The sequence below is a fragment of the Bradyrhizobium sp. 45 genome (genome assembly GCF_023073155.1).
Classification (GTDB): Bacteria; Pseudomonadota; Alphaproteobacteria; order Rhizobiales; family Xanthobacteraceae; genus Bradyrhizobium; species Bradyrhizobium canariense_D.
In genome coordinates this window covers 825,708-839,936 of the sequence record NZ_JADPIX010000122.1, presented here as the reverse complement: position 1 = coordinate 839,936, position 14,229 = coordinate 825,708, and the positions used below count along the sequence as shown (strand labels likewise).

Genomic DNA, 14,229 nt, shown 5'->3' with positions numbered 1-14,229 from the left:
CTCAGCTCCCGACGACGGGACGGCGCACGGGACGGCCGGGCCGCACCGCGACGTCCAGCACACCATCTGTGATTAACGGCTGGCCGCTGACGATCAGATGCCGCACGCCTTCGGAGGGACGGTTCATCGCCGTGAAGGTCGCGCGGTCCGAGAGCTTCTCGTAGTCGAACACGACGATGTCGGCATCGGCATCCTTCGCGAGCCGACCTTTTGCGCGCATCGCGGGCGTGCTCTGCGACAGGATCTCCGCCGGGATCAGCGCGCATTTGCGCACGCCTTCGAGCAGCGACACGGTCTTGCGCTCGCGCACCCATTCGCGGATGAATTTCGTGAAGCAGCCCGCCGAGCGCGGATGCGAGGTGGCGTCATTCGGCAGCGGCCAGGCATCGCCGGTGTAGGTCTTGCCGTCCGACGTCGTCCACGGCATCGCGTCGGAGGCGATCGCGCCGCCGGGATAGAGCACCGACATGTCGAGGAGGTCGCGGTGATGCGCATTGTTCTCGGTGTCGAGGATGTGCCACAGCACCAGCGAGGACGGCTCTTCCGCCTGCGCCTTCAGGAGCTCCTCGCGATCGCTGAAGCGATGGCCGTCGGTGACCCGCTGCACGGAATCGTAACCGGTGCCGTTGCGCTCGACGAATTCGGGGTCGCTGAAGAAGGCGGCCGCCAGCACGGTCGAGCCGGTGCCGTAGGGATAGGCCTCGACCGTGATGGGCAGGCCCTGCGCCTGCGCTTTCGCGATCAGCACGCGGCAGCGCTCGACGTCGGTCTTGCTCGACGAGTTGAAATGGCAGATGTGCATGTGCGCGCCGGTGGCTCCGGCATAGCCGATCAGGCGGATATAGGCTTCCGCCGCGCTCTCGGGATCGATGCGCGACATGTAGGCGACATGGGTGAAGGTCGGCACGTCCTGCGCGGCCGCGAGCTGGCAGACCGCGGTCAGCTCCTGCACGCCGGCGCCCGGCGCATAGGCGTTCAAGATCCCGATGCCGATGCCGCCCTCGTTCAGACCGCGCGAAAGGCGCTCGAGAATGCCGGCAACCTCCGCATCGCTGGCCACATTGTCCATCCAGCGGCGATCGCGCATGGCGTTGCCGAACGCCTCCAGCGAGCTCTCCGCATTGGAGCCCGTCATCGCGCCGATACGCGCGAAAGCCCAATTGGTGGCCGCGCCGTAGTTCAGCACGCGCCCCTTCCGCGCCTGGCGCTCATACCAGGATCCGACCGGCAGCACGCCCGCTTCGAGATCGAGCGTGGTCGTGACGCCGTCGAACGCCTGCATCCGATCCGCGGGGAGCGACTGGCCATGCGCATGAAGGTCGATGAAGCCGGGGGCGACCACGAGCCCGGTCGCGTCGATCGTCCGCTCGGCGCTTCCGAGCGAGGCGCCAATCGCGGCGATCCTGCCGTCCACGACCGCCACATCACCAACCGCGTCCATTCCGCTGGCGGGATCCACCACCCGGCCGCCAGAGATCACCAAGCCGCTCATATCAAAATTCCTCCGCGCTGAATTCGCATCAAGGCAGATTCCGGGAGGGACGACCACCTCCACCGATGCTGACGCATCATGCTCGCAAGGAAGGCTCGAAAGGGAGGCTCGAAAGGGAGGCTCGAAAGGGAGGTCAGTTTGCATGCGGGTTGCGGATACGCGCTCGCAGCCTCGCGGCATGTTTTGCCCGAGCTATGCTTCTCGCTTCACCCCCTCGAAAAGAAAGGGCGCAGGGAAGACCGGGCGCCGGCTGGCACCCATAAAAACCCCCATGCGAACTGATTGCACACGCAATGCATAGGGGAGACACAGGGCAGCCGAGACCAGGCCTTCCCTGCGCGATGGTTTGACGGCCTATGCCGCGCTCTCCCCGGAGACGAGTTCCTTTTTGTCTCCGTCACCCCCGCGAAATGCACGGCACCGCGCCGGTTGACGCGCTGACGCCTTCGCAAAGGCTTGACCGTAGCAACGACGGCCAGGACCACACGGTTTCGCCGTACGCAGGCTGACCCTGCTTCGCCAAGAGGCTTCGCAGGACATGCCTGCTTCGCCAGAGGCTTCGCGAGGTCTGGGCGCCGTCCGTCGATGCGGTTCGTGCCGTGCTCACGAGGTTCATCTCGCCCTGCACGCAACAAGCCCGCCTTTAACGCCGCCCGCGTCCACCGCAACTCCCAGCCCGCGTTCGTGACGACGTACGACCGCCCCTTTTGTGGGCTGGGATGGCCGACACATACGATATTTCCGAATTTCGGTAAACTGGAATATTTTTGCGGAGAGGGATTGACTTGCGTTTGCGGCTGTTTCGCCCAACCGGCGGAGACGACGGACTGCACGACCATGCAATGGACCGCAGAGCAGCTCCGCCGTCTTCTCGCCCCCATTATCATTCAGAGATTAGCGGGGCGCTACGGTGGGCAAAGTTCCCAAAGGTTTTGTGTGATCGCTCGACGTCTCCTGCAACGCGACCCTCGTCATTCTATTTCGCGCCGCGCTCTCCTCGGCGGATTTATGTCGGCGGGGACCGCCCTCGCGCTTGGCGGATGCGCCGGCTTGGGTGCGACCGGGGCGCGTTTCGACGCGTCATCGTTATCCCTTGACCCCACATTGCTCGTCACCACCACGCGCAAGCCGGTGAACGGCGGTCGCACGAAGCCCTGGTTCGGGCCGGAGCGCGCGACGACCATGACAATCGCGCGGGCGAAGCTGGGGGCGCCGGACGAGAGCCGCCTTTCTCTGGCCTCGGTTGGACTTGGCGATTGGCGCCTTGACCGGGTCGAACCGGTGTCGGCCGACGTTGGCGATCTCGTTGCGCAGGCCGGCGGAGGAGACGTGCTGATCTATGTGCACGGCTTCAAGCAGACGTTCGAGACGGCGGTGCTGGATGGCGCCCATCTCTCCGATGGGATCAAGTTCCGCGGCCGGACCATGGTGTTCTCCTGGCCCTCCAAGGCAGGACTGTTCGACTATGCCTATGACCGCGACAGTGCGATGTGGTCCCGCGACGAGTTCGAGCGCGTGCTCTCCACACTCGTGTCGGCGCCAGGCACCGGCCGCGTGAACATCGTTGCGCACAGCATGGGAACCATGCTGTCGCTCGAAAGCCTGCGTCAGCTCTATGCGCGATACGGCGACACAGTGACGAGCAAGATCGGCGCCGTGGTGTTTGCCGCGCCCGATATCGACATGGACGTGTTCTCGTCAGCGATCCAGCGCATCGGTCCGCTTGCGGGCAAAATCACCGTGATCGCCGCGACGAACGATCGCGCACTGGCGTTGTCGGGACAGATCGCAGGTGGAATGACCAGGGTCGGCGCCGCCGAAAAAGCCGTCATCGCGCGCCTCGGCGTACGCGTGGTCGATGCGTCAGCGGAAGGCTGGGGCATCATCAACCACGATCTTTTTCTGTCGAATGCCGAAGTGCAGCGGGTGATCCGCCGCTCGATCGACGGCACGATCGCTTAGGAGAGCGCCTGCGCGGCATGAGTTTGATGCGTCGCGATCAATGACACCGAAGCGACAACCAACTACAATGGCAATTTTCGCTCGGCGATGATCCGCACAGGCGGAAAGGCGACGCAATCCACCACGTCGAACAACACTTCAATGTTGCGGTCAAACGCGTGCGCGAAGTCCATCGCATCATCGCGGCGTTCATCGGCAATAGCAGTGCCGAGCGTGCAATGGGGCGTCCAAGCGCCGGGCCGGTAGTGAGGACGACAATGCGCTGGATCGATTGCCGCGCTGATGATGCCGTGGATGCGAGCCAGGGATTCGTTGGCCTCCGGCTCCGCCCAGAGGACAAGCGGAGAAGCTTCGAACCAGCGAATTCGTTTGAACCTGATCCGCAGTTGCCTCTCGCCAGAACTAGCTGCCAGCATTGCATCGCACGCAGCCTTCTCGTGAGCCGCCGGGGAATCGTAGATGGCAAACGTAAAATGAGGCCGGTAGCCAAGGGCACGCATCGAGGGCTCGGCCTCGAAGACGGCAACCTGATGCCACAGCCGCACGATCTCGCCTGCTGAATCGTTGTCAGACCGGATATTGATCGCCAATGCCACAGGCGCACCCAAGGGGCGGAACAATCAAATCGAGATCAGGGGAAAGGCTGGCTTCAAGACAATGGCGCTCCCTAGGGGAATCGAACCCCTGTTTCAGCCTTGAGAGGGCCGCGTCCTAACCGCTAGACGAAGGGAGCGTTGAGGGAGAGGACATAGCCTCGAATTTTGCCGGCGGCAAGCGGGGATCGAGGGGTTTCGGATGCTCGCTCTCCGCTGTCGTCCTGGCGAATGCCAGGACCCACCAGTCCCCGCAACCACACCAGCCGGTGTTATGGGTCCTGGCCTTCGCCAGGAAGACGATGGCGGCGAGTTCCGAGGCCGTACTCACGGCTCATTGGCGAATTTCAGCTTTCCAGCCGGCTTCAACGTGTGGGCATCGAAGGTGCGGATCTCGGTGACGCCGCCGATGTCGAGCGTGATCACGAGCCGGTCGCCGGCGACGCCGCTCGAGACGATTTTGGCGCCCTTCGGGAGAGTCGCGGTGACGTCGCCTGCCGGCTCGGGCGCCCTTCCCTCGGACTTGAAAAGGCGGTAGCCCACCGCGATCAGCACGGCGCAGATTGCCAGCGCCGTGGTCAACCCCGCGACCAGCATCATCCGCCGCACCCGCGCGAACAGCGCGGCCTGCTCGGGGCTCGGTTCGGGAACAACGGTATCAGACGTCGTCATGGAAAATTCTGGCTCTGCGCAAAGGTTGGAGGTTGTCGTCGAAGGCTCCGAGGGCTCGACCCGGCTCGACCGCGTGCTGGCGCTGCACCTTGCCGAGCTATCGCGATCGAGGCTGAAAGCCCTGATTCTGGGGGGCGCGGTGAGCCTCAGGGACGCCGCGATCCGGGACCCCGCTTATCACGTCGCCTCCGGCGATACGATCACAATCGACGTGCCGGAAGCGGCCGCGCCGGAGCCGAAAGGCGAGGATATCGCCCTCGAGATCGTGTTCGAGGACGACGACATCGTCGTCCTCAACAAGCCGAAGGGGCTGGTGGTGCATCCCGCGGCGGGCCACGAGACCGGTACGCTGGTCAATGCGCTGATCGCCCATTGCGGCGGCTCGCTCTCCGGCATCGGCGGGGTGCGCCGGCCCGGCATCGTGCACCGGCTGGACAAGGACACCACCGGGTTGATGGTGGTCGCCAAGAACGACCTCGCGCATGCCTCGCTCACCGCGCAATTCGCCGATCACGGCCGTACCGGGCCGATGCGGCGCGGCTACATGGCCTTCGCCTGGGGGCTGCCGGGCCGCCATCGCGGCACCGTGGACGCGCCGATCGACCGTCACCCGCATGCGCGCGAGAAAATGGCGGTGCGCCAGGGCGGCCGCGAGGCCGTGACGCATTGGGAGCTTCTGGAGAGTTTTGCCGGACGCGACGGCAAGCCGATCGCGACGCTGCTCGCCTGCGAACTCGAGACCGGACGCACCCATCAGATCCGCGTCCACCTCGCCCATATCGGCCACCCCCTGATGGGCGACGCCGTCTACGGCCCGCATTTCAAGACCAAGGCGAACCAGCTGGGCCCCGAGTCGCAGGCCGCCCTCGCCGCGCTGGGGCGGCAGGCGCTGCACGCCTACCTGCTGGTATTGGAGCACCCGAGGACTGGAGAATTACTTCACTGGGAGACGCCTCTGCCGGAGGATTTGCTTCTCCTTCAGGGGGCCCTCAAGGCGGCGCTATGACGCAGGCCGCTTCAGAAATGCTTTACATTACAAAAAGTTATAGCTGCCACACGGGGACGTGACGTCAGCAATCCTTCCCTTTTTGCCTTCCGATGGAGTATATTGCGCTTGCGTTGAAGACCAACGCGGAACATCGCAGCACCGATCGGCTTTAACCAAGCGGTCGTCTGCCTGGCCCGCCGCTATCGGGGGCCTGAACCTGTTTGGAGGGCGCACTATGGCCCGTACAGCTACCCTGCCGGTCCTTAATGGCGAATCCGGCCTTTCCCGTTACCTCGGCGAAATCCGCAAGTTTCCGATGCTGGAACCCCAGCAGGAATACATGCTCGCCAAGCGTTGGCGCGAGCACGATGATCGCGACGCCGCGCACCAACTCGTCACCAGCCATCTCCGTCTCGTGGCCAAGATCGCCATGGGCTATCGCGGCTACGGCCTGCCGATCTCCGAGGTCGTCTCAGAAGGCAATGTCGGCCTGATGCAGGCGGTGAAGCGGTTCGAGCCCGAGAAGGGCTTCCGTCTCGCAACCTACGCGATGTGGTGGATCAAGGCCTCGATTCAAGAGTACATCCTGCGTTCGTGGTCGCTCGTGAAGATGGGCACCACCGCGAACCAGAAGAAGCTGTTCTTCAACCTGCGCAAGGCGAAGAGCAAGATTTCCGCACTGGACGAAGGCGATCTCCGCCCCGACCAGGTGGCCATCATTGCCAAGCGTCTCGGCGTCACGGCTCAGGACGTGGTCGACATGAACCGCCGCCTCGGTGGCGACGCGTCGCTCAACGCTCCGATCCGCGACGACGGCGAAGCCGGCGAATGGCAGGACTGGCTGGTCGACAATTCGCCCAACCAGGAAGCCATGCTGGCGGAGCACGAGGAGTATGATCACCGCCGTGACGCCCTGAACGGCGCCATGGGCGTGCTCAACCCGCGCGAACGCCGCATCTTCGAGGCGCGCCGCCTCGCCGATGAGCCGATGACGCTGGAAGACCTGGCTGCCGAGTTCGGCGTGTCGCGCGAGCGCGTCCGCCAGATCGAGGTCCGCGCCTTCGAGAAGGTGCAGTCCGCGGTCAAGGGCACGATCGCAAAGGCCGAACAGGCCGCGCTGGAAGCCGCGCTCTAAGCGCCAGGTTTTTAGCGCCAGAGTTTGGCGGATCGACAAGTGACAGAAAGCCGGCGGCAACGCCGGCTTTTTTGTTTGGACGCAACTCTCGCCGTCATGCCACGCGAAGGCGGGGCATCCAGTACGCCGCGGCGCTTGTTGCAAGAGCGAGGTCTCCAATGCAGGCCTCCGGAATACTGGATCGCCCGGCTAAACCGGGCGATGACAGCGGGGTTGTGGCTCTGCCTTGAACCCGCGCTGCCGGTCGACCGACCAAAAGCATCGGGCCGACAGCATCAAGAGAACGGACACGCACCGTGTCGATCATCCTGCAATCCACCGTCGGCGGTTTCTCCGCCCAGTTCATGCGGAAGCTGCCGCTGGTCGAGCAGGCGATGCGCGACCACGGGCTCGAGCCGTCGGAGTTCGTGATCTCGAAGGACTACGCCTCGACCGCGACGATCCCGCTGATGGGTCCGTTCTTCTTCAACTACAGCGTCTACTTCGGCGACGAGACATTCACCGTCACCGAGCCGAACGACATGGTGTTCCTGGACTACTTCTTCAAACGCGTGCTGGCGGCGGATGACCCGCCGGAACTGCCGCGGCGGCCGGGCTTGATCCGGCGGCTGTTCGGCTGGATGTCGCAACCGGTGTAGCTCGTCACTCCCCCCAAACCCGCGCCAGCGTCGCGAGCCAGCAGCCTTCGCAATAGCGGGCGTCCTTGTAGTCGATCCAGTTGTGCGCATAGACGCGGTCGAGCGGGATGCCGTAGCGCGCGCGCAGGATCTGGACGAGGATCTTCCACGCCGCGACCTGCGCCGCGGTCGGGCCCGTCGTGACGTCGGGATAGTTGCCGGCGAACTCGACGCCGATCGAATTGTCGCGCACCACCTGGCGATAGGTCGGCTTGTTGTCGATGTACTTGTTGTCGTTGCGGTTGGCACCATCGCCGTGGGTCGGCACCAGGTTTTCCGCGACCGCCCAATAGACGGTGCCGTCGGTCTCGACCCACAATGTGACGCCGCGACGCGTGGGGTTCTTCGCTTGCACCTCGGCACCGCCCCGCGCCGAGCCGGCCGGTCCCTCGGTCTGGTGCACGATGATGTTGCGCCACGGTTTTGCGTTGCCGACGTCACCCCATGGCGCCAGCCACACCATCTTCAGGCCGGGAATGTCGGGCGTGCCGGAGGCGCGCGCGAGCTTTGCGAGCTCGGCGTCGGTCGCAGCGGCAGGTGCGATCAGAGTGAGAGCGGCGAGAACGGCCGCGAGCAGGCGAGAGATCATCATGCGGGTCCAATGCGGACCTGACGTTAGCACGCCCTTACGCGAATTTGCGCAAGGCCTCGCCTGGACCGATCGGGTCAGGCATGAGCGGCGGCGCCGGATCGTGGACGGCAAAGTCGTTCTTGCCGTTCTTCTTGGCCGCATAGAGCGCGTGGTCGGCATGCGCGATCAGGCGGTCCGGAAACTGGCCGACGCCGCGGTCCCACTGCGCTACCCCGATCGAGATCGCGATCGGAATGTCGACGCCGGTGCAGGTGACGGCATCCTGGCGGCAGACCTCGAGCACGCGGCGGGCGATCGCAGCCGCCTCGCGCAAGGTCGACGAGGGCAGCACGACGCAGAATTCGTCGCCGCCGGTGCGGGCGAGCATGTCGCCGGGCCTCAAGCGCGTCTGCGCCATCAGGGTGAAGTGCTGGAGGCAGGCATCGCCCGCGGCATGGCCATGGGTGTCGTTGATGGTCTTGAAGCCGTCGAGATCGATGACCAGCAGCGAGAACGGCTCGCTGCTGCGCTCCGAGCGGGCGCATTCTTCGCTCAGCCGCTGCAACAAATGCCGCCGGTTGGCGACGCCGGTGAGATCGTCGAGTAGCGCGAGGTCGGCGACCTCGTTGCGCAAGCTGTCCATCGCCATCAGCAGGAAGCCGAAATTGAGCGTCATGGACAGGAACAGGAGACCCAGCACCATGACGCCATGAGCCTGGCCGCCGGCGCTTGCCGAGAAATCGCCGCCGAGCAGATTGCCCACCGTGCGGACGACGAGGATCGCGATAATGGCGAGGATGACGATGCCGGACAGCCGGGCGCCCGGACTGACGCGGCCTTCCGGCGGCGACAGCAACAGACGCAGCGCCAGCACCAGCGGCACGGCCTGACCGAGCGTGTAGCAGAGCATGCGCAGCTGCATGTTGTCGAAGCCGACCACGAAGAACACGACGCCGGCGAGGCTTAAGCCTGCTGTTGCGATCATGACGCGCCATGAGACGGGCCGGTGATAGAAGCGTTGAATGCCCATGGCGGCAAGGCAGCTCGCCGCGATGACGCCGGCAGCGCCAAGCAGGAGCGGCAACGGAGACGCGACGAACAGGCGCAGCAGGGCCGTCATCGCGCCGGTCGCGCCGATAAAGGACGATGCCATCCAGAACCGCGCGGCCGCGAATTTCGGATAGGTGCGCATCACGTAGGCCCAGATCAGGCCGAGCGCCAGGAAGTTGACGACGAACACGGTCCAGAGTGTCGGCACGTTCAGCATGGCGCACGCGGCGCGCGCAGCGTCGCGCCCTCCGTCCCTGCCAGCTGACCGTCCATGATCCCGTCCCCGTTTTCTTTGGGGGGACAATGCCGCCGCCGCGCTTAACGGAGTCTCACTGCGATCCGCGAAAGCATGACTTTGGTTTTGGATTCATGAACGGCTGGCGCATTGTCGGATCGTTAGGCATGCCGGCGATGCGGATTCGTGAGCTAAAATCACCCGAAAATGCATCTGAGCTGTGGATAACGCGATGACACGGATGTGACAGCGCGGGGCAGAAGCGCGCGAATCTGCTGAGCTTGTCATCGAGGATGTTGCGAGGCTGGCCCTCCGCCGAGCATCCCTCGTGTCGCGTTTCACCATTAACCCTGAAGAGGATCCTATGGCTAAGAAAGCGAAGAAGGCGAAGAAGGCGACGAAGAAGAAGGCCAAGAAGGCAGCGAAGAAGAAGTAGCGAGGCTTCTTATTCTTTGCCCGGGTGGAGCACGCTCCGCCCGGGCGTCGGGTGGGAGTTCTGAGTTGGAAGATGGCGGGCGCAAGGCCCGCTTTTTTGTTGGCTGGAGAAGCTATCGCTCCGCGAACGCCAGCTTGGCGCCGAGCGCGGCGAAGCCGGCGGCAAAACTCCGGCGCAGCCAGGCCATGACACGCGGGCGGGAGATGACGCGCTCGCGCACCGATGCCGCACAGAGGCCGTAGACCACGAACACCGCAAACGTCATCGCCATGAAGGCGCCGCTCAATTGCAGCATTCGCGCCAGCACATGGGCTTCGTCCGCGGCGATGAACTGCGGCAGGAAAGCCAGGAAGAAGATCGACAGCTTCGGATTGAGGATGTTGATCAGGAAGCCGGTCACGATCACCCGACCGACCGAACGCTCGCGGATCTCGCCGTCGACTGCCAGCGCCCCGGTCTCGCGCAGCGCCTGCCAGGACATGTAGAGCAGATAGGCGACACCGCACCATTTCAGCGCGGCGAAGGCGAGCGCGCTGGTGTGGAGCACGGCGGCGAGCCCCAGCATCGCGGCCGTCATGTGCGGCACGATTCCGAGGGTGCAGCCGAAGGCAGCGGCGATGCTCGCGCGCGAGCCGCGGGTCAGCGCGGCCGCCAGCGTGTAGAGCACGCCGGTGCCGGGCGAGGCGACGACGATCAGCGAGGTGAGCAGGAAGGACAAGGTCATGGACCGACCTTATCACCGCGCCGCGGACCACGAAAGCCGGCCTGCCGGATCGACCCTCAGGACAGCTGCGCGATCTCGGCCTCGCGGAGCACGTCGAGCGGCGCCCATGGCTTGGCCCAGAACTTCGCGCCGTTCGGCAAGGCCTGCATCAAGGGCCGGCCGGAGGTGACGACGACGTCGAGCTTCGGGTTGCGGTCCTTGGCGACATGCGCGAGCTCGACGCCGTTCATGCGGCCGGCAAGCTGAACGTCGGTCATCATCAGGCAGAGCGCGCCGGCGCTCTTCTCCAGCACAAGCTCGGCCGCCTCGGCGCTCTCGCATTGAATGACGTCGTAGCCGCTTTCTTCGAGAAGAAGACTGAGCATCTCCCTCTGCATGAGGTCGTCTTCCACGATCAGTGCGGTGGCTCGAAACGGCTTTGCTTGTCCCATCGGCGGCTCCCAATGCTGCCTGTCTTCATCAAGTAACGTAGGTTAAGGTGGGAACCGCCATGCGGTTCGGTTCCAATATGAAAAAATGTAAATCATAGTTCCGCTCAAGTGGCTCGACGGGGGAATCATCATGACTGCAATCCGCGGCGCCGCCGCTATCACCGGAGCGGCAAGCGGCATCGGCCGCGCACTGGCGATCGAGCTTGCACGGCGCGGCTGCGATCTCGCGCTCGCCGATCGCGACGAGCCCGGGCTGAAGACGCTCGCGGCCGAGATCGGCGCCGCAAGCAAGCTCAGCCTGCATCGCGTCGATGTCAGCAAGCCCGACGACATCGCGCAATTCGCGCGTGAGGCGGCCACCGCGCATCCCGCACTTGGCATCGTCGTCAACAATGCCGGCGTTGCACTGATGGGATCGTTCGAGGAGATCGACCAGGCGCAGATGGACTGGCTGTTCGACATCAATTTCTGGGGCGTGGTGCACGGCACGCGCGCCTTCCTGCCGCATCTGAAGACGCTGGGCGAGGCACACATCGTCAATTTGTCCTCGATCTTCGGCATCATCGCCCCGCCGGGACAGTCGGCCTATGCCGCGGCGAAATTCGCGGTGCGCGGCTTTTCCGAGAGCGTGCGGCACGAGCTGGCCATGGCGGGCAGCCCTGTCAGGCTGTCGGTCGTGCATCCTGGCGGCGTCGCCACCGCCATCGCCCGCAACTCGCGCACCGGGGTCGGCGTCACCGACAACGCACGCCGGTCGCAATCGATCGAGCGGTTCGAGAACGCGGCAAGGACCACGCCCCGGGACGCCGCGCTGCGCATCATCAAGGGCATCGAGAGAAACGAGCCGCGCATCCTGATCGGCAACGACGCCCGCTTCATGGATCTCCTGCAGCGCTTCCGCCCGGCAACGTACTGGGCGCCGTTGCAGCGCAAGCTGGAGAGGATGGCGAAGGGGACGGAGTGAGGGGCGCCGTCGAATTAAACCGTCGTCCTGGCGAGCGTTCACGGACCTCTCCGTTGTCACTCCCCGCGAAGGCGGGGAATCCAGTACGCCGCAGCCTCTCCGTATTCTCGCGCGGTCTCTGGAATACTGGATCGCCCGCCTTCGCGGGCGATGACACCAAGTATGTGCGCGAGTACTCCGTCTCTTTGGCTCCCCTCACTGCCCCGCCAGCCGATCGGCAAAATACCCGATCGTCTTGCGATAGATCACCGCCCTATTCCATTCGCGCATGGCCTCGAAATTGGCGGTGCCTTCGCCGTAGGGCTGGCCCATCTTGAAGCCGCTGGTGTGGAGCAGGTTCGCGGTCGAGGCGAGCACGTCGGGGACGCTGTGGCGGAGATCGACGTGGCCGTCGCCGTCGAAATCGACGCCGTACTTGATGTAGGAGGACGGCAGGAACTGGGTCTGGCCGATCTCGCCGGCATAGGCGCCGATCAGGTCGCGCAGCGGCAGGTCACCGCGCTGCACGATCTTCAGCGCCGCGAGCAGCTCGCCCTGGAATAGCTCGGTGCGGCGGCAGTCATGCGCGAGCGTCGCCAGCGTGCGGACCACCGGCAGCTTGCCGATGTCGCCCTTGCCGAAATCGCTCTCCAGCCCCCAGATCGCAACCAGGATATAGCGGGGCACGCCGAACTGCTGCTCGATGCGTGAGAGCAGCGCGGCATGGCGCTGCAACAGCGCCTTGCCGCCATTGATGCGGCCGGGGCCGACGCGGGTCGAGACATACTGCTCGAAGCTCTTGTTGAAGGTGTAGCGCTGGCGCCGGTCGAAGGCGAGCACCGCGCCGTCCTGCTGCACGCCGCTGAGCGCCGCGCTGGTCACGCTCGCCGAGACGCCGGCGGCCTGCGCTTCCGAGGCCATGCTGGCGACAAAGCTGTTGAAGTCGCCGCCGCAGCGCGCGGCTTGCGCCGATCCGCCGGCCAGACAGGCGATGAAGGCGATGGCCAAGGCGTATTTCGACATTCGGATGAATCCTACAGGGAATGGGCGGGAGAGCGGCGCGCGATCATGCCCGGGAACCAGATTCGCGTCAAAGCGGCAAATCCTCACCAGAACCAATCGCATCCTGGCTCGACGAATGAAGTCCGATGTCGCGACCACTGCATATCTCATGCGCTCGCTGCGGCATCGCAGCGCCAGCGATTTGCCTTGCCATGGCATGGCGCCGGTTATAACATTCTATTCTAGGTTGTCGCCCCGCCAGCCCCGGGCGACGCTGAAGACCAAAATAAACGGCGGGCTTCGCGGCCCGCCGTTTGTTGAGGCAAGGGTGAGGCAAGGATCTCCTAAGGAGCGCATCGGGTTTTACGAAGCGTTGGACTCTTCCGCCCGACATCGAGGCGCCTCGTAAATGGGTTCGTCGATCGATCGCGCAGCTGGTTCTGCCGCTGCAGGGTCCGCGCCCAGCCACCGGAAACCTGCCAAAGTCATTTGACTATGGCCCCCTGATCGACGAAAAGCCGGCCATGGCCAAAAAACCCGGAACCAATCCCAAGGGCGAATTCGCCTTTTTCAACGTCTTCTATGAAGACGGCTCACAACGCTCCAACCGGCGCGTGCCCGCCGAATTGCTCGGCGGCCTCGACGGCGACGAGCCGGCCCGCGCCTATATCATGGAGCAGGACCGCGAGATCGCCGAAAAATCCGGCCGCCCGGCGCTTGAGATCAAGAACCTCGAGCGGGTCGGCGCGAAGAAGAAGTAGGTCAATCCAGGCAGGCGCTCACCAGCGTCCGCTCCGCCTGTTCCAGGCAAACAGCAGATCGGCAAACCGGTCATAGAAGAACCGGGTGAACGGCAGCGCCACGCGATTTCCGAACAACCCCGCAAGCCACCCCTCCCTCGGCGTCAGCCTCCACAGCGCAATCGCGACATCCGCGCCGACGATGAGTTGGCCGGCCTCATCGGTCGCATGCAGGCGGCGCCTGATGTCGCCGAGCGTGGCGCCAAAGCACGCCAGCGCCTCGGGCTGCTCGTTGATATCCCTGAATTCGATCCTACCCGCGCGCACCAGCGCCAACAGCTTGTTGCGCTGCCAGTCGATGCCGGCATTGCAGACAGGGCAACGGGTGTTGTACCAGACGGTGAGGTGAGCCGGCATCATCAAAGCATAGATGTCGATCCTTGCGACGTCGAGGCTGGAGCCATCCACCCGGAATTCCAGAATCGATGCGCCTCTCTGGTCGGGTGTATATTCGATTGGAAAAGCATGAGCCTCTATTGGGCTGAACGCTGTCGAAGTAGGCGTGAACGAAAACGGCG

Annotated in this window: 15 protein-coding genes and 1 tRNA gene; 6 read left to right on the top strand and 10 right to left on the bottom strand. The window is 64.6% G+C overall.

Features of this window, described 5'->3' with window-relative positions; translation table 11 throughout:
- Window position 1: 1 nt before the first annotated feature.
- Window positions 2-1,492: an amidohydrolase family protein gene (locus tag IVB42_RS24435; RefSeq protein WP_247296148.1), complete on the bottom strand. Its 1,491-nt coding sequence runs from the start codon at window positions 1,490-1,492 to the stop codon at window positions 2-4.
- A gap of 936 nt (window positions 1,493-2,428) precedes the next feature.
- Here IVB42_RS24435 and IVB42_RS24430 point away from each other — a divergent pair.
- On the top strand, window positions 2,429-3,454 hold the full coding sequence (locus IVB42_RS24430) for an alpha/beta hydrolase (RefSeq protein WP_085349595.1): 1,026 nt from the start codon (window positions 2,429-2,431) through the stop codon (window positions 3,452-3,454).
- A gap of 62 nt (window positions 3,455-3,516) precedes the next feature.
- Here IVB42_RS24430 and IVB42_RS24425 read toward each other — a convergent pair whose 3' ends face one another.
- The 3 genes from IVB42_RS24425 to IVB42_RS24415 all read right to left on the bottom strand — a co-directional run bounded on the left by IVB42_RS24425 (window position 3,517) and on the right by IVB42_RS24415 (window position 4,719).
- On the bottom strand, window positions 3,517-4,050 hold the full coding sequence (locus IVB42_RS24425; protein WP_085349596.1) for a 2'-5' RNA ligase family protein: 534 nt from the start codon (window positions 4,048-4,050) through the stop codon (window positions 3,517-3,519).
- 62 nt (window positions 4,051-4,112) lie between these two features.
- Window positions 4,113-4,187: transfer RNA gene (locus IVB42_RS24420), tRNA-Glu, on the bottom strand.
- Window positions 4,188-4,374: 187 nt separating this feature from the next.
- The gene (locus IVB42_RS24415; RefSeq protein WP_247296153.1) at window positions 4,375-4,719 is read right to left on the bottom strand and encodes a hypothetical protein; all 345 of its coding nucleotides are present in this window, start codon (window positions 4,717-4,719) and stop codon (window positions 4,375-4,377) included.
- Between IVB42_RS24415 and IVB42_RS24410 the strand changes: the two genes are divergently transcribed.
- The 3 genes from IVB42_RS24410 (at window position 4,718) to IVB42_RS24400 (ending at window position 7,480) form a co-directional block, all read left to right on the top strand.
- Window positions 4,718-5,725, top strand: a complete 1,008-nt coding sequence (locus IVB42_RS24410) for an RluA family pseudouridine synthase (protein ID WP_247296155.1) — start codon at window positions 4,718-4,720, stop codon at window positions 5,723-5,725. The two genes, IVB42_RS24415 and IVB42_RS24410, sit on opposite strands and share 2 nt — an antisense overlap.
- Before the next feature lie 217 nt (window positions 5,726-5,942).
- Entirely contained in the window at window positions 5,943-6,842 is a 900-nt protein-coding gene (gene rpoH / locus IVB42_RS24405) for an RNA polymerase sigma factor RpoH (RefSeq protein ID WP_007596598.1), read from the top strand.
- A 296-nt stretch (window positions 6,843-7,138) separates the two neighbouring features.
- On the top strand, window positions 7,139-7,480 hold the full coding sequence (locus tag IVB42_RS24400) for a hypothetical protein (RefSeq protein WP_027520274.1): 342 nt from the start codon (window positions 7,139-7,141) through the stop codon (window positions 7,478-7,480).
- A gap of 4 nt (window positions 7,481-7,484) precedes the next feature.
- Here IVB42_RS24400 and IVB42_RS24395 read toward each other — a convergent pair whose 3' ends face one another.
- The 4 genes from IVB42_RS24395 to IVB42_RS24380 all read right to left on the bottom strand — a co-directional run bounded on the left by IVB42_RS24395 (window position 7,485) and on the right by IVB42_RS24380 (window position 10,966).
- A complete protein-coding gene (locus IVB42_RS24395) occupies window positions 7,485-8,111 on the bottom strand; it encodes a peptidoglycan recognition family protein (protein ID WP_247296157.1) in 627 nt (208 codons plus the stop codon).
- A gap of 34 nt (window positions 8,112-8,145) precedes the next feature.
- The gene (locus IVB42_RS24390; protein WP_247296158.1) at window positions 8,146-9,357 is read right to left on the bottom strand and encodes a GGDEF domain-containing protein; all 1,212 of its coding nucleotides are present in this window, start codon (window positions 9,355-9,357) and stop codon (window positions 8,146-8,148) included.
- 566 nt (window positions 9,358-9,923) lie between these two features.
- Entirely contained in the window at window positions 9,924-10,535 is a 612-nt protein-coding gene (locus IVB42_RS24385; protein ID WP_247296161.1) for a LysE family translocator, read from the bottom strand.
- A 56-nt stretch (window positions 10,536-10,591) separates the two neighbouring features.
- The gene (locus IVB42_RS24380; RefSeq protein WP_018453620.1) at window positions 10,592-10,966 is read right to left on the bottom strand and encodes a response regulator; all 375 of its coding nucleotides are present in this window, start codon (window positions 10,964-10,966) and stop codon (window positions 10,592-10,594) included.
- Window positions 10,967-11,096: 130 nt separating this feature from the next.
- On the opposite strand from IVB42_RS24380, the gene IVB42_RS24375 reads away from it, so the two are divergent.
- The gene (locus IVB42_RS24375) at window positions 11,097-11,930 is read left to right on the top strand and encodes an SDR family oxidoreductase (protein WP_247361002.1); all 834 of its coding nucleotides are present in this window, start codon (window positions 11,097-11,099) and stop codon (window positions 11,928-11,930) included.
- A 195-nt stretch (window positions 11,931-12,125) separates the two neighbouring features.
- Here the strand turns inward: IVB42_RS24375 and IVB42_RS24370 are convergent, their stop codons facing one another.
- The gene (locus tag IVB42_RS24370; protein ID WP_085360517.1) at window positions 12,126-12,932 is read right to left on the bottom strand and encodes a lytic murein transglycosylase; all 807 of its coding nucleotides are present in this window, start codon (window positions 12,930-12,932) and stop codon (window positions 12,126-12,128) included.
- 503 nt (window positions 12,933-13,435) lie between these two features.
- On the opposite strand from IVB42_RS24370, the gene IVB42_RS24365 reads away from it, so the two are divergent.
- Entirely contained in the window at window positions 13,436-13,672 is a 237-nt protein-coding gene (locus IVB42_RS24365; RefSeq protein WP_007614643.1) for a hypothetical protein, read from the top strand.
- Window positions 13,673-13,690: 18 nt separating this feature from the next.
- Here the strand turns inward: IVB42_RS24365 and IVB42_RS24360 are convergent, their stop codons facing one another.
- Entirely contained in the window at window positions 13,691-14,068 is a 378-nt protein-coding gene (locus tag IVB42_RS24360) for a DCC1-like thiol-disulfide oxidoreductase family protein (RefSeq protein WP_247296247.1), read from the bottom strand.
- Between the last annotated feature and the right edge of the window lie 161 nt (window positions 14,069-14,229).